The sequence below is a fragment of the Sorangium sp. So ce128 genome (assembly GCF_051525245.1).
Classification (GTDB): Bacteria; Myxococcota_A; Polyangia; order Polyangiales; family Polyangiaceae; genus Sorangium; species Sorangium cellulosum_B.
In genome coordinates, this window is sequence record NZ_CP150313.1 from 3058054 (window position 1) to 3083822 (window position 25769).

The 25769-nt window shown below is 70.7% G+C and carries 17 protein-coding genes and 1 pseudogene; 8 read left to right on the top strand and 10 right to left on the bottom strand.

Translation table 11 applies throughout. The features are described 5' to 3' along the window. Positions 1-61 precede the first annotated feature (61 nt). The 3 genes from WME82_RS11925 to WME82_RS11935 form a co-directional block, all read right to left on the bottom strand. Positions 62-5491 (bottom strand): type I polyketide synthase, encoded by a 5430-nt coding sequence (locus WME82_RS11925; RefSeq protein WP_438042935.1) that lies wholly within the window; start codon positions 5489-5491, stop codon positions 62-64. Next, on the bottom strand, positions 5478-10691 hold the full coding sequence (locus tag WME82_RS11930) for an amino acid adenylation domain-containing protein (RefSeq protein ID WP_438042936.1): 5214 nt from the start codon (positions 10689-10691) through the stop codon (positions 5478-5480). Before WME82_RS11930 ends, WME82_RS11925 begins: the two co-directional genes overlap by 14 nt. A gap of 722 nt (positions 10692-11413) precedes the next feature. Further along, a complete protein-coding gene (locus WME82_RS11935) occupies positions 11414-11704 on the bottom strand; it encodes a hypothetical protein (protein ID WP_437747501.1) in 291 nt (96 codons plus the stop codon). A 47-nt stretch (positions 11705-11751) separates the two neighbouring features. On the opposite strand from WME82_RS11935, the gene WME82_RS11940 reads away from it, so the two are divergent. The 3 genes from WME82_RS11940 to WME82_RS11950 are packed head-to-tail and all read left to right on the top strand — an operon-like array spanning position 11752 to position 12791. After that, a complete protein-coding gene (locus WME82_RS11940; RefSeq protein ID WP_437328969.1) occupies positions 11752-11952 on the top strand; it encodes a hypothetical protein in 201 nt (66 codons plus the stop codon). Beyond that, the gene (locus WME82_RS11945; protein ID WP_438042937.1) at positions 11885-12307 is read left to right on the top strand and encodes a transposase; all 423 of its coding nucleotides are present in this window, start codon (positions 11885-11887) and stop codon (positions 12305-12307) included. Before WME82_RS11940 ends, WME82_RS11945 begins: the two co-directional genes overlap by 68 nt. Beyond that, positions 12297-12791, top strand: a complete 495-nt coding sequence (locus WME82_RS11950) for a hypothetical protein (protein WP_438045043.1) — start codon at positions 12297-12299, stop codon at positions 12789-12791. The genes WME82_RS11945 and WME82_RS11950 overlap by 11 nt, the downstream gene beginning before the upstream one ends. Positions 12792-12922: 131 nt before the next feature. Here the strand turns inward: WME82_RS11950 and WME82_RS11955 are convergent. From WME82_RS11955 to WME82_RS11975, 5 genes and pseudogenes are all read right to left on the bottom strand, one after another. Next, positions 12923-13474 (bottom strand): annotated as a pseudogene (locus WME82_RS11955) (transposase); the annotation flags it as partial. Between the two features lie 116 nt (positions 13475-13590). Continuing rightward, on the bottom strand, positions 13591-14013 hold the full coding sequence (locus tag WME82_RS11960) for a transposase zinc-binding domain-containing protein (RefSeq protein WP_437870663.1): 423 nt from the start codon (positions 14011-14013) through the stop codon (positions 13591-13593). 304 nt (positions 14014-14317) lie between these two features. After that, positions 14318-14467 (bottom strand): hypothetical protein, encoded by a 150-nt coding sequence (locus WME82_RS11965; RefSeq protein WP_438042938.1) that lies wholly within the window; start codon positions 14465-14467, stop codon positions 14318-14320. Positions 14468-15203: 736 nt separating this feature from the next. Further along, positions 15204-15896, bottom strand: coding sequence for a DUF899 family protein (locus WME82_RS11970; RefSeq protein ID WP_438042939.1), 693 nt, complete (start codon positions 15894-15896; stop codon positions 15204-15206). Positions 15897-16917: 1021 nt separating this feature from the next. Then, positions 16918-17475, bottom strand: a complete 558-nt coding sequence (locus tag WME82_RS11975; protein ID WP_438042940.1) for a dihydrofolate reductase family protein — start codon at positions 17473-17475, stop codon at positions 16918-16920. Between the two features lie 527 nt (positions 17476-18002). Between WME82_RS11975 and WME82_RS11980 the strand changes: the two genes are divergently transcribed. Next, complete coding sequence (locus WME82_RS11980; RefSeq protein WP_438042941.1) at positions 18003-19688, top strand: DUF3556 domain-containing protein; 1686 nt, start codon at positions 18003-18005, stop codon at positions 19686-19688. A gap of 203 nt (positions 19689-19891) precedes the next feature. Further along, positions 19892-20017 carry a hypothetical protein gene (locus WME82_RS11985; protein WP_269454199.1) on the top strand — a complete coding sequence of 42 codons (126 nt, stop codon included), beginning with the start codon at positions 19892-19894 and terminating at the stop codon, positions 20015-20017. A gap of 531 nt (positions 20018-20548) precedes the next feature. On the opposite strand, the gene WME82_RS11990 is transcribed toward WME82_RS11985, so the two are convergent. Beyond that, positions 20549-21364, bottom strand: a complete 816-nt coding sequence (locus WME82_RS11990) for a hypothetical protein (protein WP_438042942.1) — start codon at positions 21362-21364, stop codon at positions 20549-20551. A gap of 475 nt (positions 21365-21839) precedes the next feature. Here WME82_RS11990 and WME82_RS11995 point away from each other — a divergent pair, with 475 nt between their 5' ends. Then, a complete protein-coding gene (locus WME82_RS11995) occupies positions 21840-22829 on the top strand; it encodes an AraC family transcriptional regulator ligand-binding domain-containing protein (RefSeq protein WP_437870679.1) in 990 nt (329 codons plus the stop codon). Between the two features lie 31 nt (positions 22830-22860). Continuing rightward, positions 22861-23763, top strand: coding sequence for an SDR family NAD(P)-dependent oxidoreductase (locus tag WME82_RS12000; protein ID WP_438042943.1), 903 nt, complete (start codon positions 22861-22863; stop codon positions 23761-23763). Positions 23764-23865: 102 nt separating this feature from the next. Here the strand turns inward: WME82_RS12000 and WME82_RS12005 are convergent, their stop codons facing one another. Further along, positions 23866-24852: a LysR family transcriptional regulator gene (locus WME82_RS12005; RefSeq protein WP_438042944.1), complete on the bottom strand. Its 987-nt coding sequence runs from the start codon at positions 24850-24852 to the stop codon at positions 23866-23868. A gap of 198 nt (positions 24853-25050) precedes the next feature. Between WME82_RS12005 and WME82_RS12010 the strand changes: the two genes are divergently transcribed. After that, on the top strand, positions 25051-25635 hold the full coding sequence (locus tag WME82_RS12010; RefSeq protein WP_438042945.1) for a malonic semialdehyde reductase: 585 nt from the start codon (positions 25051-25053) through the stop codon (positions 25633-25635). The last annotated feature ends 134 nt before the right edge of the window (positions 25636-25769 follow it).

The following is a 25769-nucleotide window of genomic DNA, read 5'->3' on the forward strand; positions in this document are numbered from 1 at the left end:
GGGGGCGTCGCCGTCGCCGCTCCACACCCATGGTAAAGAGCCCGCCGGCCGGGCGTCAACATCAGCCCTGATGTCCCGCCGCCTCGAGGGCCGCGCGCAGATGATCGGCCATGACTTGCACGTTCGGCGGCAAATTCATGGTGATGTGATTGCCAGGGACCTCGTGGACAGTGAGCTGGCCCTGGATCAAATCGAGCCATCCCCGCGCCGGGTTGTTCACGGTCATGGCGTCGCGCTCGCTCGCCTCGAAGAAGAGCACGTCACCCGGGTAGGGGCGGGGGACATAGCGCAGCATCGCCTGCAGGTTGGCGGTGACGATCTTGCGGAACGTGGCGAGCTCCTGGAGCGCCAGCTTCGGGAACATCCGGGAGACACCCTTCTTGCGCTGGAGCACGTGGAGCAGCTGCTCGTCCGGGGAGAGGTGCCGGATCTCCTCCGCGGGGACGGGGAGGCTCGCATCGCCGCTGATCAGGTAGGCGAGGCGCTCGGGGGTGTCGAGATCCTCGGGGAACACCGCCGAGGGCGCGGGCGTGTCGATCATCATGAGAAGCGCGACGCGCTCGCCCCCGGAGATGAGCTGGTGCGCCATCTCGAAGGCGACGACCCCGCCGAAGGACGACCCGCCGAGCACGTAGGGGCCCTCCGGCTGGATGTGCCGCCGTACCGCCTCGAGGTAGCGCGCGGCCATCTCCTCGACGCGGGTCAAGGGCGGCGCCTTGCCTTCGATGCCCTGCGCCTGCAGCCCGTACACGGGCTGCGCCGGGTCCAGGCAGGTGGCGAGATCGTGGTAGAAGTAAACGTGCCCTCCGACCGGGTGCATCAGGAAGAGCGGCCGCCCGGTGCCGGGCTTGATCCGCACGAGCGACGCGGGCAAGAGGCGCGCGGGAGAGCGCCTCGACAGCGAGGTGGATGAGGGCGAGTCGGACTGCGCGATGAGCTCGGCCAGGGCCGCCACGGTCGGCGCGTTGAGCAGGCTGTGGCCGGGGAGATCCATGTTCACGACGCTGCGCAGCCGGGAGATGAGCTGGACGGCGAGCAGCGAGTCGCCGCCGAGCGCGAAGAAGTCGTCGTGGACGCCGATCCGCTCGATGCCGAACAGCTTCTCCCACGTCTCGGCGACGGCGCGCTCCAGCGGATCGCGCGGCGCCACGTAGGCCGTGCCGAGGTCGGGCCGCGGGTGGACCGATCTCGGGATGCCCTCGGACTCGACGTCCCGCGAGGGCGGCGCGATCGAGCTGGCCGAGGGGCGCTGCTTAGCCTGCGCTTCCCGCTTCAGGACCAGGACGTGGGGCGTGGGGCTCGTGAGGACGCGCATCCAGGCGTCGAGCGCCTCGTCGCGCGAGATCCCCTCCTCCGCGGCGGCCGCGCCGCCCTCGCTCGAGTCGGCCGCGGGCTCGGGATCCTTGCCGCGCGAGGCGTCCTGCCGCTGCCACGGGTCCCACTCGATCGCGATCGTGAGCGGGCCGTCACCGGCGGCCCGCCGCTGCGCGAAGGCGCCGAGGAAGGCGGTCGCGGCGCACTGGCCCGCGAGGCCCGCCCCGCGGGCGCCCGCGGTCCGCGCGGCGCACAGCGCGACGAAATCGGGCCGGAGGCCCCGGAGCGACTCGTCGAGGACGAGCGCGCCGTCGAGCTTCGGGGCGAGGAGCGCCTCGCCCTCCTCGCGCGTCATGCGCTGGAGGGGCACGGCGCGGCGGGCGCCCGCCGCGTGGATCACGCCGTCGATCCGCCCGAAGCGCTGGAGCCCCTCGGCCACCGCGCGCTGCATGTCGTCGAGCCGCGTGACGTCGGCCGTCACGAGCAGCACCTCGGCGCCCAGCCGCTCCATCTCGAGCACCGCGCCGATCTTGCGGCGTAGCGCGTCGAAGGCGCCCGCGCCGGCGAGGCCGTCCCAGGCCTCCCGGGGCGGGAGCGCCGTCCGGCCCGCGAGCACGAGCTTCGCGCGCGCGACCTTCGCGAGGTGCGCCGCGAGGGCGGAGCCGACGGCCCCGAGCCCGCCGGCGATCAGGTAGACGCCGCCCTCCCGGAGGCGCGGCGGCAGGCCGTCGGCGCGGTCCATGCGCGCGGGCTCGAAGATCCGGACCCAGCGCTCCCCGTTCCGGTAGGCGATGACGGGCTCGGTCTGCTCCAGCGTGACCTCGGCGAGGAGCTGGTCGATGAGCCTCGCCTCCTGCAGCGTCCGCGGCTCCGGCAGGTCGATGTCGACGCTGATGCACGAGACGTTCGGGTACGCCCTGGGGATGGCCTCGCACGGGCCGAGCAGCGTGGCCTTCTCGGGGCAGAGCACGGCCGCGTCGGTCACCTTCTGCATGTGGCTCGTCACGACGCCGAGCCGCACCTCGTCGCGAATCCCCGCGTCGCCGATCCCCTGGGCCAGCGCGACGAGGCTGGCGAACCCGAGCCGCTGGGCCTCCGCGAGGCGGCCGGCGTCGAGCGGCGCGCGCGCGGGCTTGGTCACGCCCCACAGGAACATGATGCGCGAGGGGGACACGCCCGCCGCGCGCAGCGCGCCGAAGAGGGACGCGTGGTCCGCGCGGCTCGCGGGGGCGACGGTGAACTCGCCCTCGCCCGTCTCGGCGAAGCCCTCGCCCGGCCGCACGGTGATGACCTTGTAGCCGTCCCGGCGGAGCCGCATCTCCATCCGGGCGCCCAGCCCGTAGCTGTCGGCGAAGACGACGCAGCACTGCGCCCTGGCCGGCCGGGCCGACGCCTTCATCGACCCCGACAGCACCGAGCGCTTCCAGGCCAGGAGGTGGATCAGGCCGGCCGGCTCCGGCGCGCTGCGCGCCGGCCGGCGCGCGGCGCTCGAGGGCGGGTCGATCCAGTACCGCTTCCGCTCGAACGGGTAGGTCGGCAGGGGCACGCGCCGGCGGGGCTCGTGGGTGTAGAAGCCCGACCAGTCGACGCGGACGCCGGAGAGCCAGAGCTGGCCCAGCGTCTCCAGCAGGAACCCGATGTCGGACTGGCGGTGGTGGACGTGCCGGATCGACGAGAGCATCACCCGGCGGGCGCCCCGCGCGGGGTGCTGCTTGGCCAGGGTCGCGAGCACCCGGCCCGGGCCGACCTCGAGCAGGGCGCGCGTCGGATCGGCGAGCACCTCGCCGAGCCCCGCCATGAAGCGCACCGGCTCGCGCACGTGCCTCGCCCAGTACCCGGGGTCCTGCGCGTCGGCCGCGGACAGCCAGGTGCCGGTGACGTTCGACGCGATCGGGATCTTCGGGGCGCTCGGGCGCGCGCGGGCCACGATCGCGGTGAACGACGCGAGCATCGGCTCCATCATCCGGGAGTGGAACGCGTGCGACGTCTGGAGGCGCGTGCACTCCAGCTCGCGCTCGGCGAAGAGCCGGTCGGAGAGCGCCTCGACGGCGTCCTCGGGCCCGGCCACGACGCAGGCGGCCGGCCCGTTGACGGCCGCGAGCGAGAGCGCGCCGCCCCCCTCGTCGAGCAGCGGCTGCACCTCGGCCTCGGGCAGCGGGACCGCGAGCATCGCGCCCGGCGGCATCTCCTGCATCAGCTTGCCCCGCCGGGCGACGATCTTCAGCGCGTCCTCCAGCGAGAAGACGCCCGCGAGGCAGGCCGCGACGTACTCGCCGAGGCTGTGGCCGATCATCGCCGCGGGCCGGATGCCCCACTCCATCCAGAGCGTGGCGAGCGCGTACTCGATCACGAAGAGCGCGGGCTGGGCGAAGCGCGTCTGCTTGAGCAGCTCCGCGGCCGCCGCCTCCCGCCCCGGGGGCGGGTAGATCACCTCGCGGAGATCGAACCCGAGCTCGGGCTGGAGCATGGCCGCGCAGAGATCGACGCCGGCGCAGAACGTGGGCTCCCGCTCGTACAGCTCGCGCGCCATGCCGGCGTACTGCGTGCCCTGCCCCGGGAACATGAGGACGACCGGGCGATCGATGGCCTCCTCGACGTGCGCGAGGACCCGCCGCTCCCCGAGCGTCGACAGCAGGCTCACCGCCTCGTCTGCGTCGTTGCAGACGAGCATGCGCCGGTGCGGGAACGTCTTGCGGCCGACCTGGAGCGTGAACGCGACGTCCGGCAGGCTGACGTCCGGGTGCGCCTTGAGGTACCCGACGAGGTTCTCGGTGATCGTGTCGAGCGCGGTCCTCGTGTGGGCGGAGAGCAGGAGGAGCTGCCAGGACCGCCCGCCGGGCGCCGCCGCCGCGTGGGGCGCCTCCTCGAGGATGGCGTGGGCGTTGGTGCCGCCGATGCCGAACGAGCTCACGCCGGCGCGGCGGGGCCCGTCGCCGGGCTCCCAGTCCGCGAGCGCCGCGTTGACGTAGAACGGGCTGTTCGCGAAGTCGATCTCCGGGTTCGGCGTCTTGAAGTGCAGGCTGGCCGGGATCTGCCGGTGGCGGAGCGCCTGCACGACCTTGATCACGCCGGTGATGCCGGCGGCGACGTCGAGGTGCCCGACGTTCGGCTTGACCGAGCCGAGCGCGCACCAGCCCTTGCGCTGGCCGCGGGACCGGGCGCGGAACGCCCGGGTGAGCGCCGCGACCTCGATGGGATCCCCGAGGCGCGTGCCGGTGCCGTGGGCCTCCACGTAGCTGATCGTCTCGGGATCGGTGTTCGCCATCGCCAGGGCCTGCGCGATGACCTGCGCCTGCCCCTCCACGCCCGGCGCGGTGAACCCGATCTTGCCCGAGCCGTCGTTGTTGACGGCCGAGCCCCGGATCACCGCCTCGATGTGATCGCCGCTGTCGAGGGCGTCCTCGAGCCGGCGCAGCACGATGACGCCCGCGCCGTTGCCGACCACCGTCCCCTGCGCCTCGGCGTCGAACGCGCGGCAGCGCCCGTCGGGCGAGAGGATCATGCCGTGCCGGTACAGGTAACCCGACCGCGTGGGGACGTTGATGGCCACGCCGCCGGCCAGCGCCATGTCGCACTGGTAGGTGAGCAGCGCCTGGCAGGCCATGTGGACGGCCACGAGCGAGGTGGAACAGGCGGTCTGGACCGCGACGCTCGGCCCGCGGAGGTTCAGCTTGTACGAGGTCCGCGTGGGCAGGAAGTCCTTGTCGTTGGCGACGTAGACTTGATAGTCCATCGCCTTCCTGAGCTCGTGGTTCGGGTAAAGGTTGCTCAGGAAATACGTGTCGTGGCCGCTCGCGCCCGCGTAGACGCCGATGGTCCCCTTGAACGCCTCGGGGTTGTACCCGGCGTGCTCGAGCGCCTCCCACGCGCACTCCAGGAAGAAGCGGTGCTGCGGATCCAGGATCTCGGCCTCTCGCGGGGTCATCCCGAAGAAGGCCGCGTCGAACCACTCCACCTCGTCGAGCACGGCCCGCGCGCGGACGTAGCTCGGGTCCGAGGCCACCTCCGGGGGCACGCCCGCCGCGGCGAGATCCTGATCCGAGAGCGCCGCGATCGACTCGACCCCATCGCGCAGGTTCTGCCAGAAGGCGTCGACGCTCCTCGCGCCCGGGAAGCGGCCGGCCACCCCGATGATCGCGATTTGGTCCTCCGGGACGGGTTGATCAAGCGGATCCATTCTGTCTGCTCTTGGCTGCCTGCTTCTTTCGTTTCAGGATCTCTCGCTGCTTCAGCGCCCGGGCGTCGGCCTCCGAGAGGTCGCTCCCGCCGCCGCTGCCGCTCGCGAGGAACGCGGCGAGATCGGTGACCGTCGGGCGCGCGAACAGATCGACGATGGAGAGATCGCTGCCGAACGACTCCCGGACGCGCTCGTGGAGGCGCATCAGGAGCAGCGAGTGGCCGCCCAGATCGAAGAAGTTGTCCTGCACGCTCACGCGCTCGATGCCGAGGACGTCCTGCCATATCGCGGTGAGCCGCTCCTCGAGCGAGCTCCGCGGCGCCACCATGGGCGCGCTCTCGGGGCGGAGCTCGACGGGGGCCGGCAGGGCGCGGCGGTCCACCTTGCCGTTGCCCGTGAGGGGCAGCGCGTCGAGCAGCACGATGGCCGAGGGGTGCATGTAGTCGGGCAGCCGCCGCTGCGCGTGATCGCGGATCGCACGCTCGAGCCCGCCGGTCGGATCCGCCATGAACGGGCGCGCGCGGGCCCCGGCTTGCGCGGGCGGCGCCGCGGCCCTGCCGCCGTGCGGGACGACGTACGCCACGAGGCGCCGGTCGCCCGAGCGCGCCGGCTGCGCCACCACGACCACCTCGCGCACGGCCGGGTGCTCGCCGAGGACCACCTCGATCTCGCCGAGCTCGATCCGGTAACCGCGGACCTTGACCTGCTGATCCATGCGGCCGAGGAACTCGAGCTGCCCGTCCGGCATCAGGCGGACGCGATCGCCGGTCCGGTACAGCCGCCCTCCCGGCTCGCCGCCGATGGGATCGTGGATGAACCGCTCCGCGGTGAGCTCCGGCAGATCGAGGTAGCCGCGCGCGAGGCCCTCTCCGCCGATGCAGAGCTCCCCGGGGACGCCGGCCGGGACCTCGTTGAGATCCCGGTCGAGCACGTGCACCCTCGTGCCGGGGATCGGGCTTCCGATGGGCACCGTGTGGCCGACCGGGCGCTCCACCGCGGCGCAGCAGGCGAACGTCGCGGCCTCCGTGGGCCCGTAGCCGTTGATCATCCGGCACCCCGGGAGCTCGGCGAGGACCCGGTTGACGTGCTGCGGGGACAGGACGTCCCCCCCGGCCACGATCTGGCGCAGGCCGCGCAGCGCCGTGATCCGCTCGTCCACGAGGAGGTGGAAGACGCCGGCGGTGAGCCACACCGTGGTCACCCCGTGCTGCCGGATCACGCGATCCAGGTCGTCGAGCGACGCGGGCGCGGGGGGCATGACGACCAGCCGGCCGCCGTTGAGGAGCGCGCCCCAGATCTCGAACTGCGACGTGTCGAAGGAGATCGACGCGAGCTGCAGGAAGACCTCGTCCGGCGCGAAGCGCGCGTACGTCGTGCCCTTGACGAGCCGGGCCACGCCCCGGTGCGGCACGGCCACGCCCTTGGGCCGGCCGGTGGAGCCCGACGTGTACATGACATAGGCGAGTTGGTCCGGCGTCGCCAGCTCCGTCGGGTTGTCGTCGCGCGCCCGGCCGATCTCCTCGGGATCCGCGTCCAGGCAGAGGACGCGCGCGCGGCACCCCGGCAGCACCGCGCCGACGCGCACCTGGGTGAGCATCACGCGGACCCGGGCCTGCTCCAGCATGAACGCGAGGCGCTCGGTGGGGTAGGTCGGATCCAGGGGCACGAAGGCGAGGCCCGCCTTCAGCACGCCGAGGAGCGCGACGATCATCTCGATCGACCGGTACATGCACACGGCCACGCGGTCTTCGGGCGCGAGGGCGCCCTCGTCGGTGCGCGCGAGGGCCCCCTCGTCGGGGCCGGGCGCGGCCCCGGGCCCAGGCGCCCCCGGCGCGCGGAGGCCGAGCAGGGTGTGCGCGAGCTGGTTGGCCCGCCGGTTCAGCTCCCGGTAGGTGAGCGACGTGACGTTGCCCGCGCCGTCGTCGAAGACGACCGCGACGGCCTCGGGAGAGCGCTCGACCTGGGCCTCGAAGAGGCGGTGAATGCACGCGTCCGACCCGGGGCCGGCCGGGGCGGTGCCCCACGCGCGGAGCGCGCTCCGCTCCTCGGGCGTGAGCAGCGGCAGCGCCGAGAGGCGCAGATCGACGTCGCGCGACGCGCCCTCGAGCAGGGCCTCGTAGTGGCCCGCCATCCGCTCGATGGTGCGGGCGTCGAACAGCGCGGTGCTGTACTCGATGCGCCCGATGATGCCGTCCTCGCGCTCGTCGAGCTCCAGCATCAGGTCGAACTTGGACGCGCCCGTGTCCACGTCGAGCTGGCTCAGGGTCCAGCCCGGATCGAGCGCCGGCACGGGCGGCTCCAGCACGAAGGCGACCTGGAACAGCGGGTTCTGGCCGGGGACCCGCTTCGGCTGGAGCGCCTGCACGACGCTGGCGAACGGCACGTCCTGGTGCGAGAGCGCGGCCTGGCTCACCGCCCGCACGCGCCCGAGCAGCTGCCGGAACGTCGGGTCGCCGCGCAGGTCGGTGCGCAGCACGAGCGTGTTCAGGAAGAAGCCGAGGAGGTCCTCGGTCTCCGGCGGGTGGCGGCACGACGCGGACGTGCCCACGACGACCTCGTCCTGCCGCGCGTACCGGTAGAGCATCGCCTTGAAGGCCGAGAGCAGGACCACGAAGAGCGTGACGCCCTGCTCCCTGGCCAGCGCCTTCAGCCGGAGCGTGAGCTCCCGCGACAGGGCGACGCAGTGGCGGGCCCCCGCGAGGCTCGGGGCGGCCGGGCGCGGCCTGTCGGTCGGCAGCTCCAGGGTGGGCAGGTCGGCGAGCTGTCGCCTCCAGTAATCGAGCTGCGGCTGGAGGGCGCCGCTCAGCTGCTGCTCCCGCTGCCAGACCGCGTAATCGGCGTAGTGGATCGCGCGCTCGGGCAGCGGCGACGGCCTGCCCGCGGCGAACGCCTGGTAGAGCGCGTGGAGCTCCCTCGGGAGCGCGTCGAAGATGGAGACTCCATCCATCAGGATGTGGTGCACCACCACGAACAGCACGTGGTCGGCCTCGTCGAGCCGGACCAGCGTGGCCCGGAGCAGCGGGCCGCGGGCGAGATCGAACGGGCGCCGGGCCTCGTCTGTGGCGAGCGCGACGGCGCGCCCCCACCGCGCCTCGGCCGGCAGCGCGGTCAGCTCGACGACCGGCAGATCGAGCGGCGCCGGGGGCAGGATGTGCTGCACGGGCTCGCCGCCGACGACCGCGACGACGCTCCTCAGGATCTCGTGGCGCCTGAGGAGCTCGTCGAGGGCGCGCCCCAGGACCGGGACGTCGAGGGGCCCGCGGAGGCGCAGGGAGAACGGCTCGTTGTAGAACAGCGCGCCCGGGTGGAGCGAGGCGTGGAGCCAGATCTGCCGCTGCCCGTGCGAGAGGGGGATGGGCCGGTCGCGCGGCGCAGGCCGGATGGCCGCGGCGGCCGGGCGCTGCTTCGGCCGGGGGAGCGACTCCACGAGCTCGGCCAGCGCGGCGGCCGTGGGGGCGTCGCACAGGCTCTGCAGGGAGAGCTCGACGCCGAGCGCGCGGCGCAGCCGCGACAGCACCCGCGCGGCGAGCAGCGAGTGCGCCCCGAGGTCGAAGACGTCGTCGTGGACGCCGAGGTGCTCGATCCCGAGCGCCTCGGCCCACGCCGCGGCGATCGCCGCCTCGATCTGGTTGCGCGGCGCGAGGGGCTCGCCGTCGCCGCGATCGGGCCGGGCGGCGTCCGGCGGCGGCAGGGCCGCGCGGTCCACCTTCCCGCTGGGGCCGAGCGGCAGCGCGTCGAGCAGCACGAACGTCGACGGGATCATGACCTCGGGGAGGCTCTCGCGGAGGAAGCTGCGCAGCGCGGGCACGACGGCCCGGGGGGCGGCCGGGGGCGCGTCCGGGCGCGCGACGACGTAGGCGACGAGGCGGCCCTCGCTGGCGACGGCCACCGCCGCGCGGACGGCGGGGTGGCGCCCAAGCGCGGCCTCGACCTCGCCGAGCTCGACGCGGTGGCCGCGGATCTTCACCTGCTGGTCGACGCGCCCGAGGAAGGCGAGATCGCCGCCGGGCAGGCGGCGCACCACGTCCCCCGTGCGGTAGAGCCGGGCCTCCGGGGTGGAGCTGAACGGATCGGGGACGAACCGCGCCGCCGTGAGCTCGGGCCGTCCCAGGTAGCTCCGGGCCAGCCCGGGTCCACCGAGGTAGAGCTCGCCGGCCTCGCCGTCCGGGACCGGGCGCATGGCATGGTCGAGCACGTAGCAGCGCGCGTTCCTGATCGGCCGGCCGATGGAGAGGGGCTCGCCGGGGTCCCGAACCGGGTCGAGCCCGTCGGCCATCGTGGCGCACACGGTGAACTCGGTGGGACCGTAGGCGTTGATGAACCTGCGCCCCTGCGCCCAGCGCGCGGCGAGGTCGGCCGGGCAGGTCTCGCCGGCGACGATGAGGGTCCGGAGCGCGGGCAGCGAGCGCTCCGCGCCCTCGGGGAAGGCGGCGAGCGCGGAGGGGGGGAAGGTCGCGATCGACACCTCCTCCGCGCGCATCCGATCGAGCAGCGCGGGCCCGGGGATCATCTCGGCCTGCGCCCCCATCACCAGGGTGCCTCCCCGGGCGAGCGTCATCGCGATCTCCCAGACCGACGCATCGAAGCTGAGGGACGCGAACTGGAGCACGCGGCAGCCCGGCGCCACGTCGAATCGCTCGGCCAGCGCGCGGGTGAGGTTGGTGAGGCCGCGGTGCGTCAGCAGCGTGCCCTTGGGCCTGCCGGTCGAGCCCGACGTGTAGATGACGTAGGCGAGGTCGTCGGGGCCCGTGGTGTCCGGCGGGTCCTCGCCGCTGAAGCCCGCGGTCAGATCGCGATCGCCGTCCAGGAGGACCACGCGCGCCCCGTGGCGCGGCAGCGACGGGAGCAGCCGCGCCTGGGTGAGCAGGACGGGCGCCCCGGCGTCCTCGAGCATGAAGGCGACCCGCTCCCGCGGGTACGCGGGGTCGACAGGGACATAGGCGCCGCCGGCCTTGAGCGCCGCGAGCAGCCCGATGAGCGCCTCCAGGGAGCGCTCGGCGCAGAGCGCGACGAGGACGTCGCGGCCGACGCCCAGGCTCCTCAGGTGGTGCGCGAGCTGGTTCGCGCGGCGATTCAGCTCCTGATAGGTGAGCCGGTCAGGGCCGAAGGATGCGGCCACGACGCCGGGCGTGCGCCCGGCCTGGAGCTCGAACGAGCGGTGAATGCTGGCGTCCTCGGAGCTGAAGTCGTGATAGGTCATGTCGTGTGTGGTGGTAGGAGTCTCTTCAGGGGCAGAACATCAGCCGCCGTGTGCGAGCCCGAGCAGCGACGCGAGGGCGTCACGCATCTCGTTCAGAACCGTCCCAGGAGCACCGGAGTCAGCTCCAGGGCGGCAGCCGGTGACACGGGCGCGCCCCCGACGTTTCAGGGGCGCGGTCGGCACGGATACCATGCTGCATCACGCTGGTACTCACGCTTCGATGGGCGAGTCCATCGACGCCGTGGCAGGGTGACGGTCCACAATTCAAGGCTATTCGCAGCGCAGCCGATTACACACAACCGCGGAATGAAGGTCAAGCGGGACGTACGGCTTTTTTCGGCGTGGAGGGGCATGTGGTCGCGGCGCTGCGTCATGAGGCGATCGCTCCCGGCCGGCAGTCCTGGCCCGCGTGGCCCGCGACGACCGCGCCGGGCTCGCACACCGCGACGGAGCCCGCCGCGAACGAGGCGTCGGGAGCACTCGTAATCAGGTGGTGATCGACGATGTCCCGATTGCCGATCGTACGGGTTTCATGAATCGAACATCGCCGATCTTCAGAGGTCGCCGAGAGGGGCTGTCGAGCGTCCGCCCCGGCCCCGACCGCACCGAGACATCCCTCGCGCGGAGCCCTGCCGCGGGGCGGGCCCGCGGCGCGTCCATCGCCGGCGCCGCCTCACCGCGCCTCCGCGGCGGACGCGCCGCGACCCGGACCGGCGCCGCGCTCACCCGATACCCACGCGCTCCTCGTTGAAGCCCTCCGTCCGCGTCATCGCCGACTGGAAGAGGCTCGCCAGCACTTTGACCGGCCACGACAGGCTGTCCATCGACCGGCACCACTCGAGCGCCAGGAAGCCCGCGGCCCCGACCGCGAGCAGCAGCGCGGTCGTGATCAGCACGACCCGGCTGTGCAGCGACAGCCGCGGCGGGCGCTCGCCCCGGAGCCGCAGCCTGGCCCGGCGCAGGAGCTCGTCGTGCACCGGGAAGCCGAGGCCGCCGAGGATCACGAGCGTCATCACGACGATGCAGGCCGCGGGCGTCGCGGTGGACTATGGAATACATCATGGACGCCGCTGCGGAGGAGCGGCTTCAGCAGTACATTGACGGCATTGGCACGGTCCTCGGTCATCCCAAGCGCCGGGAGGCGTTTGCGAGCTACACGCTGGGGCTTCTCAGCGATCTGGAACGCAAGAGCGTTGAGCCGATCGCCGCGTTGGGAGTGTGCCAACGATCCAAGTCGCCGGCGCGAAGCGCAGATCCCTGACGGCATTCAGTTCAAGAGCAAGGTGGATCTGGCACTCGACGCGATCGAGCGCGCTGCGGCCGACAACGTGCCGGGTCAGCTCGTGCTTGCGGACGCCGTCTACGGTCGCTCGGCAAAGTTTCGCGACACCGTGCGCCTGCTCGGCTTCGACTACCCCGTCGGTGTGGACTCGACGACGATGGTCGTCGCCCTCGGTCCCGGCGGGCGCTGGAACAAGACGCCCATGACAGCCGACGAGCTCGCGCGCAAGCTCGGCAAAAAGGCGTTTCGTCGGATCACATGGCGCGAAGGTACGGGCAAGAAGCTCGCGTCGCGGTTCGCCTTGCGCCGCGTTCGGCGCGCCAATGATGATTGACGATGGCATCCCGGTCGAGGAGCACGAACCGCTGTGGCTGCTCATCGAGTGGCCGTTCGGCGAAAGCGATCCCTCGAAGTTCGCGGTCACGACGCTGGGGACCAAGATGTCCAAGAAGCAGATCGTACGCCAGTACAAGGAGCGCTACCGAACTGAGCAGGCCTACGAAGAGATGAAGGGCGAGCTGGGGCTCGATCACTTCGAAGGGCGGCGATTCCGAGGCTGGCACCACCATGTTTCCGTCGTCCTGTGCTGTTACGCCTTCATCGTGGCCGAGCGTGATCGGTCTTTTTTCCCTCGGCAGACGCCGAAGGTCACGCCCACCCGCTCCGCTTCGCGGCCTGAGCGTCACTTCGCCGACTCGCTCGCGACCGTTCGCCGCGCGATCGCTCGCGCCTTGATCGCGTGGCTGCCTCGTTGCCCTGCGTGCCACCGCCCGCCGTTACGCCGCAGCGCGCATTGGTTCGTGTCCGCGCCGCGCTGACACAGTAGTGGTAGGCTCTTCTGGCTTCGCAGGGCGCGGTCCGATGCGCTTGCGCGCCAACGTGGGCGACTTGCCGAGGCGAGCACGCCAGCGTACTTGACGGTGTGAAAGCGCGGCGGCGGGACGCTGGCCGCGAGGCGGCACACGAGCGAGAGCGGATCCATGTCCACCGCGACAGTCCCGTCAGCGAAGGCGCGCCTCCGCGACAGCCGCACCAGGCCGTCCTGCTGCGGCTCGACGCGCTCCTTTGCGATCGGGGGTCGCAGCACGTAACGCAGCAGCGCCTCCCTCGCCGCGGCATGGTGCGCACCGGCGCGCGTCGCTGCGTGCGAGGTGAAGCCATCGAGCGCAGCGCACAGCGGCTTGTCGTACGCGAGCGCGCTCGGAGAAGACGGCGAGAGCCCGCGGAGCCACTGCGGGGCGACGACGTATGGCGCGGCTCTCGTCCCGAGACGGCGGAGGCACAGAGCGCTGCCTCGGGCTCGTCGTCCTCCTCGACGTCGTGCTCGAGCTCGAGATGCCCGTGCCGCCGGAGGTAACGGAGCATCCGCCCGACGGCGTGCTCTATGACCTGACCGACCTCGCGCTCGCAGGTGACCGAGCTCGTTCCACACGAGCTCGGTGCCGTCTTCGTGATAAGCCCCGTCGAGGAAGACCACGTGCAGATGCGGATTGAGCCGCATGTCGCCGGACGTGCGTTGCACGTCGGTCACCGCGCCGCTCTTGACCGCGCCGCACGCGCCTCGGCGCGCGGCGCGCTCTTCGTAGAACCGCTCCACGCTCTCGACGAAGATGCGGGTCAGCACGCCGAACAACGCCCGTCCTGGGCGAGCCTGCGCCGCCACGGAAACGGAGACGTCACCCCCCACGGACGGAGCGCCACCTCGGGCAGGACGTCCTCGATCAGGTTCGCCGCCGTGGCACACATGCGTCGGCCCAGACACGACGGGCAGAAACCGCGTCCTTTACAGCTGAAGGTCACCAGCCGACTCTCTTCGCAGCGCTCGCACCGGAGCCGCGCGAACCCGCGGCAGAGCAGCCCGCAGTCGAGGTAGGCTTCGAGCTCCTTCTTCGCGTGCTTGGGTATCCGGACGGCGATGGCGCCGTCGTCGATGGCCCCGTACAGCGTCTCCACGTTGTCGCGCACGATCTCGTAGAGCGTCGTCTTCTCGGGGCGACGGCGCTCGTAGACGACGCCCGTGGTGCGAGCCGCGCTGGCCACACGGCGCCGACACCGCACGCCGCACGCCACGCGGTGACGGCGCGTTTTCGCCGCGAATTTCGACAACCCGCCGGGCTATCGCCCATGGCGGAGCGGCGGGCCGGGGGGCGGCGGGCCGCGACGCGCGCTGCCGCGGCGGCGGAGGCGCTCGCCGAGCACCCGGCTCGCGCTCGATATGTCGGCGCGCGAGAACGCAGAGCGCCCGCGCGGGCGATCCCAGTAGAGCCTGCGGGCACTGGCGAGCGGCAAGGCTCCGGCAGCGAGTCGACGCGAGCGGCGGGCTCGACGTTCGGCCCAAGCTTGCTCACCCCTCCGGTGCCACCGGCAGCCCGAGCAGCCGACCGATCGTCTCGTGAACGACCCGGGCCACCACCTCGTCCCCGAGGGCGACGGCGCGGCTCAGTGTGCCGGCGAGCGAGGCGATCACGGTGGCGCGAGGCGACTGATCGATCACGGCGCTCTCCCCGGGCCCGGGGCTTGACGCTTGGGCCCGGGTTGGGCCCACGCCTTCCGAGGGGGTGCGATCCGTCGTCACGCTCTCCCAAAATCCCCGGGGAAGCGACGGATCGCGACGGTTCAGCGCCGCGGAAGAGTCCCGCCAGAAAAACCGGTCGATAGCGAGCGGTCGCTGGAAACAGTAGCGATTTTCGTGGTTTCCGCTTGTTTCGCCGCCGAGGACGGCTCCGGTATGGCCCAACGGGGCGGTCTCCGCGGCCGCATCGCCCGCGGTGAAGGGCCGCGGCATCACCAATCGGGGTCGGCGCCTGGCCTGGCGGCGCAGCGCCGAGGGATTCTCCTTCGCGCGCCGCCCTGTTGCCGGGCCCTTCGATGCGCTGCCGCCTGTTTCGGGATCGTGCCTGCGTCCCGCACTCTGCCGGCCCAACGCCTGAATCAAGCCGAGCCGCGAAGCGGCTTCGGCTTGAATGAATTGTCAGGCCGCAACATGCGCGAACGATTCAAGACGGCCGCAGCTCATACAGCGGTAAGTGACTATAGGTAGCGTCTTGTTGCCGGATTGAACGGCAGAGAACCGCCAGGGTGAGGTGTTGGGAACACCGCTTGCCCAGCTGACTTGGCTACCGATGCCACTGTCACCACTGTCGAGCATGAAGCCCTTTTCTAGCTCTCCGTCACATCTGATGCATTGTCCATGACAACCTCGACATGTTCAGATCGGCTGCAACGCTTTGTCAGACGTCATTGGTGTCGTATGGATGAGGAAGATCCTGGACCCACCAGGTCGGATGCTGAGGGTAACCGGGCGGTGAGTCCTCCCACTCCTCCTGACGCCCGTAAGGCAAGAGGTCTCGCATGCTGTTGGCGAAGACCAGCCGGTCCACCCCACGTTGCGTGGTGGTATAGGTGCGGTAAACGCCGTCGGCGTTCCGGAGGAACGCGCTGAGCAGAAAGTTGCCGCCTGCCCCACAGTCAGCGGAGAAGGTCGTGCCTCGCGACGATGCGAACGGAATGTGCATCCAGCGCTGATGCTCCCACACTCTCTGCATCTGCTCCAGCGGCATGTCCGATACAGTCGCCCAGCTCGCGCCGGCTTGCGCGAGCCGTGCGAGACCATTGGCCGGGATGCCGTCGGTGAACCATGTGCAGCCCGGGCAAATGTGTTTCGGACCCGTGTCCATGAACTGGTAAAGGAGCAATTGGCTATTCTCACCGAACAAGTCGAGTAACGAGACCGTTCCGCGTGGAGTTACGAACGCATAGTCGGATCGAAACCTCACCATCGGCAAACGGCGACGCTGTGCTGCGACTGCGTCCTGGGCACGGGTGGCCGCCTTCTCGGCGGCAAGCAGCTCCGCGCGGGCATGAGCCCACTCCTTGGGATCGACAACATTGGGCTCTTTGCCCGTGGCAGTCGGCTTCTTCATGGTCCTTCCTCCATCAATGAGAGTGCGCGACGATGCCTAACGCCTGAGTCAAGTCGACCCGCGAAGCGGGTTCGGTTTGAATGAACTGCTAGGCCGAGATGGTAGCACGAGCCGCTGGCGACACAACCGCGAGTCTGGGGTGACGGATGCAGACGATAGCTTGGGCGAGCCAAGAGATTGGCGAAGCCAAAGCAGGTGATGGCGCCGGCCGGACCGCCCAGACGCCAACCTTCCGATTGCGAAGCACGCTCAGCGAGTTGGTCGTGGCGCCGACCCGGACCATCCGGAGCCGTGGCCGAGGACGTCCCCGAGCTGGAAGCTGGCGAGCTTGACTCTGATGGCATCTTGTGCGGGTTGGTCAGTCTTGCCGCGAATGCATGCTTCTTGCGGCGGCCCACCCGAGAACGACGAGGACTTGCTCGCCTAATTATCAGTCGATTGGTCAACCGAAGCCGCCGGACCAGGTCTGTCTGGCTCGTCGCCTTTTGTGACCGGATCGCACCGGTTCGCCCCCGCGGAATCGTCCCGCCAGAAACGCCGGTCGATGAAGAGCGGCGGCCGGGAACAGCAGCGATTTTCGTAGCTTCCGCCTGTTTCGCCGCCGAGGGCGGCTCGGGTGTGGCCCAACGGGGCGCCCTCCGCCGTCGCGTCGCCCGCGGTGAAGGGCCCACGACATCACCGATCGGGGTCGGCGCCTGGCCTGGCGGCGCAGCGCCGCGGGATTCTCCTTCGCTCGCCGCCCTGTTGTCGGGCCCCTCGATGCGCCGCCGCCTGTTTCGGGATCGTGCCTGCGTCCCCGCACTCTGCCGGCCCAACGACGCGCGGATCTGCCGCCGCGTGAAATGCGACCGGCAGCATCCGCTGGTTGGGCCGCTCGGATGAGAACAGCGGATCTGCGATTGAACGATGCATGCGATGCTGGCGCCGTAGGATGTGGCGATTGGTGGTATCCGTTCGTGGTACCGCGTCGTGACGAGCGCTGAGCTGGCCCGCGAGCTGGGCGCGATGGGGCTCCTCTGCGTCAGCGCGCGCGCCGGTAGTGCATCGCCACCGCGCCGCAGCGGAGCGGCTTGGCCGAGACCAGCTCGAGCCGCCGCGCGGCGGGCAGCCCGCTCTGGTACAGGGTCGGGCCGTGGCCGGCGAGCTTGGGGTGGACGAGGAACTCGTACTCGTCGATGAGATCCAGCCGATCCAGCTCGGTCGCGAGCTTGCCGCTGCCGAGGAGCACGCCGGCCGGGGTCGCGTCCTTGAGCTTCTGCACGCCCATGCGCAGATCGCCGGCGATGTGGTGGCTGTTGGTCCACGGGAAGTCCTTGCGCGTGGACGACACCACGTACTTCGGCTTGGTCTCCAGCTTGACCGCCCACTCGCGCATCGCCGGAGGCGCCTCCTCGTCGCCGCGGGCGACCGCCGGCCAGTAGCTCTCCATCATCTCGTAGGTGACGCGGCCCCACAGCATCGCGCCGCTCTCGTCCATGAGGCGGGTGAAGAAGGCGCGCGTCTCGTCGTCGACGGTCCCCTCCTGGTGGTCGACGCAGCCGTCCAGGGTGACGTTGATGGTGAAGGTCAGCAGTCCCATGCGGCGAGTCTCCTTCGGAACGAGGCATCGGTCAATGTTCCGGTAGTGCAATGCGCACCGCGAGGCTCCCGGCTTTGTCATCTCGCAAGACTCTCGAGTCCATGGTGTCGCAAAGCACAGGCCCAATCTGACGTTCTGGCAAGATGTGCAGCTGCAGGGATTCCTGAGTCCCCCCTACTCTAGGTGAAACGTTTCGGTAGCGGCCCAGGGGACAAGTCGGCTCACCTTCGAGGAGACTTGGGTCTCGACGCGTCCTCGTGCCCCACGTGCTGGTGGACACGGTGGACGTCTACGAGCTGAGGTAATCAGCGGACGCACGCTGGACCGCGCCTGCGGGTGGTGAGGGAGCTTGGGGTGCTCACCGGAGGGGCTGGGGTGCAGGCGAGCCACAAAAGGGGCTCGCCGGATGGAGTGCAGGCGAGCCGCAAAAGGGGCTCGCCGGAACGCAAGCTCTCCCGCGACGAATGGCAGGCCCGCCGCGCGTCGATTTCGTGAGCCGGGGGACGCGTTCGGGTAGCATCGCGGCCGTGGCCCTGCTGCTTCCGCTCGCCCCGCCGTACGATCCGCTCGACTGGGCGAAGCGGCCGTTCCCCGAGCGCGCACGCATGGTCTGCGAGGCGTGGGCGCTGCAGGGCTCCGGCGCGCCGCTCGCCGTCTACGTGCTCCACGCGGTCAAGCTCGCCCTCTATGCCGGCGCCTGGGTCCTGTTCTGCAGCACCTCGCCGAGCCTCGGCGGCCTCTCGACGATCGGCGACTGGTGGCTGCACCCGCTCGCGTTCCAGAAGGCGATCCTGTGGAGCATGCTGTTCGAGGGCTTAGGCTTCGGCTGCGGGTTCGGTCCGCTCAGCGGACGCTACGCCCCGCCCGTCGGCGGCGCCCTCTACTTCCTCCGCCCCGGCACCACGAAGCTCGCGCTGTTCGCGCGCGCGCCGCTCCTCGGCGGCACGCGGCGCACCCCGCTCGACGTCGCGCTCTACTTCGCGCTGCTCGCCCTGCTGGTGCGCGCGCTGCTCGCCCCCGCGCTCGGCGCCTCGCACCTCGTGCCGATCGCCGCGCTCGTGCCGGTCCTCGCCGTCGCCGATCGCACCATCTTCCTCGCGTTGCGCGCCGAACACTACTGGACCACTGTCGTCGTGTTCGCGGCCACCGCCGACTGGATCGGCGGCGCAAAGGCGGTCCAGCTCGCGCTCTGGCTCTGGGCCGGCGTCTCGAAGCTCAACCACCACTTCCCGACCGTCGTGTGCGTGATGACGAGCAATAGCCCGTTCGCCCGCTTCGCATGGCTGCGGCGGCGCATGTACGTCCGCTATCCGGACGACCTGCGCCCGTCGCGGCTCGCGATCGCGATGAGCCACGCCGGCACCGCGCTCGAGCTCGGCGTGCCCATCGTGCTCGCGTGCTCGACCGGCGAGACGGCGATCGCCGTCGGCGTCGCGATGGCGCTCGCGCTCCACGCCTTCATTACGAGCAATGTGCCGATGGGCGCGCCGATCGAGTGGAACCTGATGGTGGTCTACGGCGTGTTCGCGCTGTTCTGGGCCCACCCCGGCGCGTACCCGTTCGACGTCGGCCCGCCGCTGCTCGGCGCGCTCCTCGCGATCCTGCTTGTCGCTGTTCCGCTCCTCGGCAACATCGCGCCAGGGCGGATCTCGTTCCTGCTCGCGATGCGGTACTACGCCGGAAACTGGCCCTATAGCGTGTGGCTGTTCCGCGGCGACAGCTATCGCAAGCTCGACCGGCTCGTGAAGGCCGCGCCGTGGATCTACGACCAGCTCGACCGGTTCTACGACTACGCCACGTCGGTCGGCCTCGTCGGCAAGGTGCTCGCGTTCCGCCTCATGCACCTCCAGGGCCGCGCGCTGCCGGTCCTGCTGCCGAAGGCGATCGAGGGCCCGCTCCACGAGTATGAGTACCTCGACGGCGAGCTCGTCGGCGGCCTCGCGCTCGGCTGGAACTTCGGCGACGGCCACCTGCACCGCGATGGCTTGCTGCGCGCGATCCAGGACCAGTGCGGCTTCGCCCCAGGCGAGCTGCGCTGCATATTCGTCGAAAGCCAGCCGCTCGGCGGCGCGAAGATGGCGTATCAGATCCACGACGCTGCCTCCGGCCTGCTCGAGGCCGGCGAGCTCGACGTGCGCGAGCTGCGTGGGCGCCAGCCGTGGGCGGGCCCCGTGACCGACGTGGACGCCGTCGTCGTCGGTCCGCGCAGCTGATTGCGATCCTATGGGCTCGACTAGCTTTCACCCCTGTCTAGCCAAGAGGCTGCGACTGCTCACGCGCAGCCCGAGGCGGTCCGCCCATACCGGACCGCCGCCGAGGGCGAAGGGGAGCCCTCTCCTCGAGCCATTCTCGATGCTCGTCAACGCCGCGAGGCGCGGGGCGTATGGGGCACGCCGCGCCGGTGCAAGGTGACGACATGACCATCAAGAAGGATCTGAAGCGGCTGATCCGTCAGCGCCAAGCCGCGACGGGCGAGCGGTACACGACGGCTCGAGAGCACGTGCTGTCGGCGAGATCCAAGATCCGTCAGTCCGACCGGTGACTGCTTATCGAGGCGATGGATCGGTCACGGCGAGCTCCCCAGGCCCGTGGCTCGACCATTGGGCCCGGGTTGGGTCCACGCCCTCCGAACGGGTGCGATCCGTCGTCACGCTCTCCCAAAATCGCGGAGCGATCCGACGGATCTTTCCTGGGACCGAAGAGCGCTCCGCGCAAAGATCAATAATTACGATGGATTCCAGCTGAGGCTCGACCGGCCGAGGTCTCGATGGCGTGGGCCCGAGAGGCATGAGTCGAGCACTCGGCGTCGGCGACGCACACTTCGCCGGCGCCGGCGTCGATCGTCAAGAGCGAGGACGGCCATCACGAAGTCGTCGGCGGCGCGCACCTGAGAAATGGCCGTCGCGCTCCTCGACCGCAGCCGAGCACGCGCGCAATGGCCATCAATGAGCCTGCTCGGCGGACCATCAGCTGGTCTGAGCGTCAACACGCTGTTACCCTCGGGCAGCGGGCGCGAGGGCGGCGTCGCCGTGCAGCAGCCGGCCGATCTCGCCCGCCTGCCGCTCCCTGCGGTTCAGTCGCGCGGCGAGATCCACGAGAAAGCCAGGTGGTACTGGTCGCCAGTGGCGTTCTTCACCTCGAGCTTGATCCTGCGCCGAATGAGGTCTCCCCAGTGCTCGTCGAAGGGAAACGGCTCCGACCCCCCCGGATGCACCTCTCTCGAGATCACTTGATGCCACCCGTGCTTCTTGCGGCGAATGCTCAGGACGACCGTCCCACGGACGGCGTAGATGAAGCCCTTGATCCCCTTGGCACGCTCCTCCATGCGCTCGTCGTTCATCTCGTTATCCCAGCAGAAGTCCATACCGGCGCAGTATTTCTGCTGGAACTCTTCTCCGCTCATGGGAGGTGCGGAGAGCGCCGCGCCCCCCTCGGCCACGGGTTCGACGTCGGGCGTTTCAGCCGCTCGCTCGGAGAGGGCGGCGCGCAGCTCTGCGGTCCTGAGGGCCTCCGGCGCCGGCTGGCCCGCGAGCGCTTCGTAGACCTCGGTCGCATCGAGCGCGTCGAGGTCGAGCTGGGCCAGGGGATCCGCGCCGCCGCTAGGAGGTGTGCTTTCGATGGAAAGCTCCCCGGCGGCCGACTCGAAGAAACGAACCTCTGCCCCGTTGGCTGTCCTGACGACAGCGAGGACGTTCTCCGCCGCCGCGACGCCCTCGGGCGTCACCGTCCCAAGCGCGCCCGGCCGCGGCAGTTCGACGCCGATCTCCGCAGCATCATCGGCGTCCTCTGCCCGCTGCCCGTCGTCCGCCGGCGTGGCGATGCATGCCGGCGCGAAGGCGATGAGAAACGTGATCAGCCCGGGTCTCCACGCTTGCTCCATGATGTTCATTTCCTTGACGCTCCTGGGAGGCACACGTTCGGCGCAGGCTGTGGCCTCAGGCACACCACACGCGGCGTCATGAGAGCAGCACGCGTCAATGTCTCGGCGAACGCCGATTCAACCCACAGCGTGATACCAGGCGCCGCAAGGAGAGCCATGCGATACGCGCACTTCCCTTCGATGACTGGTTGACGCGCCTTCGGGGCGCTTCGGCACGCAACCACTGCGCACGGGCGATCTCAGCAGAGGCCGCGGGCGCTGGCGAGCGGCAAAGCTCCGACAACGAGTCGACCCGAGCGGCGGGCTCGACGTTGGCTGCCTCGCTCGGGAACACCGGCTGTCAGTCGCAGGACCGGCCCATCCAACGTCCGACGGACGCGCGACCCCTGACGGCGAGCTTGCTGGCACCTTGAGCCGCGCCGTCGCCCTCGGGTTGGCGCGCTCGGACTGGTCGTGACGGCTCGATCTCGGTAGGTTCTTCGCGATGAACGGTGACGTCGTCCGCCTCTCGTCAGCGGTGCGCGCTCGGCTCGCGCGCCTCGGCGCGAACGTGCCCCACGCGACCGCCGCCGCGCGGGCGCCGTCCAGCGGCGAGCTGAGCACCGCGCAGTTTTTCACCTTCTGGGAAGCGCTCGGCGCGTCGTCGCCGCACGACGTCGGGCTTCGTCTGGCGATGGAGACGCAGGTGCACGAGTACGACATCTCCTCGCTCGCGGCGCTGCACTCTCCCGACCTCGGCACCGCCTTGACCAAGCTCGCCCGCTACAAGCGGCTTTGCGGGCCGAAGGACATGGCCATCGACACGGCGGGGAAAGAGGTGGTGATCCACACGACCTACCTGCACGCGCCAGGCCCCATGCCCCCGCGTCTGGTCGACGCATCGCTCGCCTCGCTCCTCGTGCTCTTGCAGCGAGGCAGCGGGCTCGCGCTCGCGCCGAAGCGCGTCGAGCTCTCTCGCGCGCGCAGCGACGAGCCGATGCTGCTGCGATTCTTCGGCTGTCCGCTGCGGTTCCGCGCGAAGCGCGACGCGCTCGTCCTCGAGGAGCGCCTCCTGACGACGCCGTTCATCACGCACAACGCCGACCTGTTGCAGGTGCTCGTCCCCAGCCTCGACCAGAAGCTCGCGCCTCTCGAGCATGGTTCGTTCGTCGAGCAGGTCCGCGCGGTGGTCGCTCGCCGCATGGCGGGCGAGCGGCCGAGCATCGCGAAGGTGGCGCGCGAGCTGTCGCTCAGCACGCGCACGTTACAGCGGCGCCTGGGCGAGCTGGGGGTCAGCTATCAGCGCGTGCTCGACGAGGTCCGGCACCGCGCCGCGCTGCGCCTCCTGCGCACCGACGACGTCGACGTCAACGAGATCGCCTTCCTGCTCGGCTTCGACGAGGTCAACTCCTTCACGCGGGCGTTCCGAGCCTGGGAGGGGACGACCCCGAACCGCTGGCGCGATTCGATTCATTTGTGGCGCGATCGGATTTGATCGCTGACGCCCTGCGCACGATGTTTCGTGCATGACGGAGAACAACTCGCAAGTATGGTTCATCACCGGAAGCTCGCGGGGGCTCGGCCGCGCCATCGCCCTCGCCGCGCTGGCCGCCGGGCACCGCGTCGTCGCCTCGGCGCGCAAGCCCGCCGATCTCGATGACCTCGTGAAACAGCACGGCGACCGCGTGAAGACAGTGGCGCTCGACGTCACGCAGCCCGAGCAGGCCGTGAGCGCGGTCAAGGAAGCGATCGACGCCTTCGGTCGCATCGACGTGCTCGTCAACAATGCGGGCTACGCGAACGTCGACTCGGCTGAAGATATCCCGCTCGACGATTTCCGCGCGCAGATCGACGCCAATTTCTACGGCGTCGTACATGTCACGCGCGCGGTGCTGCCCGTGATGCGCGAGCAGCGCAGCGGGCGTATCCTGCAGATCAGCTCCATCGGCGGACGGCGCGGCGGCACCCCGGGTCTGAGCGCGTACCAGGCGGCGAAGTTCGCCGTCGCGGGCTTCAGCGAGGTCGTCCTCAACGAGGTCGCGCCGCTCGGCATCCAGGTCACCATCGTCGAGCCGGGCGGCTTTGGCACCGATTGGGCTGGCAGCTCGATGACGATCTACCCGTCGCAGCTCGACTACGAAGCCACCGTGGGCGCGACCAACAAGCGGCTCCGGGGCAACCCCGGCGCGGCGCGCGGGGTGCCCGAGAAGGCCGCGAAGGCGCTGCTCGAGCTTGCGTCGCTGGACAGGCAGCCGCGGCGCCTGCTGCTGGGGAGCGACGCGTACGTGCTCGCCAAGCTGACGCTGCAAGAGCTCGGTGCCAGCGATGATGCCCACCGGGCCCTCAGCGCGAGCACCGACGCCGACGGCATACCCGACTTCGCCGACACCGACGTGGGGCGAGCGATGCTGAAGCTGCACCACAACTGACGAGAGCGCAAAGCGAGGACACCATGGAACTTCACTCACCCCCGGAGGTCGTGAGGGGCTATATCGAAGGACCGCGTTCCCTCCACAGCCTGCGGGGCCAGGCTATCCGGAGGCGCGCCGGGCGCCGCCGGGCGAGCTCGAGCGCGGACGCAGGCCGCTCTTCGCCGCCCGCTTCGGCTTCGGCGCGTCCGCTCGCGGGAGGAGATTCTCCCCTCCCCACGCCATCACCGCGTCGATGAAGGCGCGGAGCTGCGGCGGCATGAACTCCCGCTCCACGTAGACCACCGCGATGTGCGAGTCCGCCTGGATCGCGCCTGGCAGCACGTGCAGGAGGGCGCCGCTCTCGAGGTGAGGGCGCACGATCTGCTGCGGCAAGAACGCGATGCCGAGGCCCTGGAGCGCGGCGTCGCAGAGCAGGAGGAGGTCGTTCGTGAAGAGCGCGCCCTCGACCTGGAACTTACCGTTGGAGGACGGCCAGTGCGTCTGCGGCAGCTCCCCCCGGGCGAAGCCCATCATGCAGCGGTGGCTCCGCAGATCACGGCGCGTGCGCGGCGTGCCGCGGGCCTCGAGGTACGCGGGCGAGGCGACCGCGAGGAGCGGCATGCGCGCCAGCGTCCGGGCGACGAGGCCGGGCTCGAGCGCGCTGCTCGCGCGGAGCGCGACGTCGTAGCCGCCGCGCTGGAGGTCGACGTACTGGGTCGTGCTGTGGACGTGGAGGCGGACCTCGGGGTAGCGCCGCGCAAAATCGCAGATCATCGCGTTGAAGCTCGTGTCCACCATCGGCGGCACCGAGACGCGCAGCTCGCCGCGCACGGCGCCGTCGGCCTTGCGCACGCTCGCCTCGGCGTGGTGGACGGCGTCGAGCACGACGCGGGCGTGGCGGTAGAGCGCCTCGCCCGCGTCGGTGGGGGCGAGGCTGCGCGTCGTCCGGCGGAGCAAGCGCACGCCGAGCCGCTCCTCCAGCCGCGCGAGGCGGCGGCTGATGGTGGCGCGAGGGACGCCGAGCTCGGCGGCGGCGCGGGACAGCGATCCGGCCTCCACGGTCTTCGAGAAGGCGAGGAGCTCGGAGGTCTCGAGGGGTTCGTCCATTTGGATCAAATCCTGGCAGGTGCTTCCAACTGTTGATGCATTGTTACAGGCGTGTCCAGGGCTCAGAATGCCCGCTCATGAACGACAAGGCACGCACCATCGGTTACTGGATCGCGACGAGCCTCCTCGGCTTCGCCTGAGGCGGAATCTCACGGAACGACTCGCCCCACCTCACCCACGTACCACCGAGCAAGCATCATGAGCGACCAACTCCTCCAGCAAGTCCTCCTCGAAGCCCGCACCCACAACGGCTGGCTCGCCGAGCCCATCGACGACGCGACCCTGCACCGCCTCTACGAGGCCCTGCGCCTCGGCCCGACCGCGGCCAACAGCGTGCCGGCGCGGCTCGTCTTCGTGAAGAGCCCTGAGGCCAAGGAGCGCCTGCGCCCCTGCCTCGCGGAGGGCAACGTCGAGAAGACCATGAGCGCGCCCGTCACCGCGATCATCGCTTACGACACGCGCTTTCACGAGAAGATGCCGAAGCTCTTCCCGGCGCGCCCGACGATGGGCGAGGCCCTCGCCGGGATGCCGCCGGAGCAGCGCGACTTCTTTCTCCTCCAGAACGCCTCGCTCCAGGCCGGCTACCTGATCCTCGCGGCCCGCGCGCTCGGGCTCGACTGCGGGCCGATGGGCGGCTTCGACCGGGAGAAGGTCGACGCCGCGTTCTTCGCCGACGTGCCGTGGAGATCGATCCTCCTCATCAACCTGGGCCACGGCGATCCGGCGAAGCTCTACCCGCGCAATCCTCGCCTCGATTTCGAAGAGGCCTGCCGTATCGCGTAGTCGACCGGTCCCCGCCGGAAAGCAGGCGGAGGCCGGCACATCCCCGGATCAAGCCGCGCTCCTTCGGACCAGGGCCCGCAGGGGCGGCGAGAGGGCGCGGCCCGAGAAGAAGAGGTCGCGGAACCAGCGCTGCG

What these genes read in the sequence shown, in the direction of transcription:
- WME82_RS11925 (WP_438042935.1), bottom strand. Translation starts at nt 5,491, where the DNA reads ATGGATCCGCTTGATCAACCCGTCCCGGAGGACCAAATCGCGATCATC.
- WME82_RS11940 (WP_437328969.1), top strand. Translation starts at nt 11,752, where the DNA reads ATGGACGCCGCTGCGGAGGAGCGGCTTCAGCAGTACATTGACGGCATT.
- WME82_RS12010 (WP_438042945.1), top strand. Translation starts at nt 25,051, where the DNA reads ATGAGCGACCAACTCCTCCAGCAAGTCCTCCTCGAAGCCCGCACCCAC.
- WME82_RS11950 (WP_438045043.1), top strand. Translation starts at nt 12,297, where the DNA reads ATGATGATTGACGATGGCATCCCGGTCGAGGAGCACGAACCGCTGTGG.
- WME82_RS11930 (WP_438042936.1), bottom strand. Translation starts at nt 10,691, where the DNA reads ATGACCTATCACGACTTCAGCTCCGAGGACGCCAGCATTCACCGCTCG.
- WME82_RS11995 (WP_437870679.1), top strand. Translation starts at nt 21,840, where the DNA reads ATGAACGGTGACGTCGTCCGCCTCTCGTCAGCGGTGCGCGCTCGGCTC.
- WME82_RS11990 (WP_438042942.1), bottom strand. Translation starts at nt 21,364, where the DNA reads ATGAACATCATGGAGCAAGCGTGGAGACCCGGGCTGATCACGTTTCTC.
- WME82_RS11970 (WP_438042939.1), bottom strand. Translation starts at nt 15,896, where the DNA reads ATGAAGAAGCCGACTGCCACGGGCAAAGAGCCCAATGTTGTCGATCCC.
- WME82_RS12000 (WP_438042943.1), top strand. Translation starts at nt 22,861, where the DNA reads ATGACGGAGAACAACTCGCAAGTATGGTTCATCACCGGAAGCTCGCGG.
- WME82_RS11985 (WP_269454199.1), top strand. Translation starts at nt 19,892, where the DNA reads ATGACCATCAAGAAGGATCTGAAGCGGCTGATCCGTCAGCGCCAAGCC.
- WME82_RS11975 (WP_438042940.1), bottom strand. Translation starts at nt 17,475, where the DNA reads ATGGGACTGCTGACCTTCACCATCAACGTCACCCTGGACGGCTGCGTC.
- WME82_RS11935 (WP_437747501.1), bottom strand. Translation starts at nt 11,704, where the DNA reads ATGACGCTCGTGATCCTCGGCGGCCTCGGCTTCCCGGTGCACGACGAG.
- WME82_RS12005 (WP_438042944.1), bottom strand. Translation starts at nt 24,852, where the DNA reads ATGGACGAACCCCTCGAGACCTCCGAGCTCCTCGCCTTCTCGAAGACC.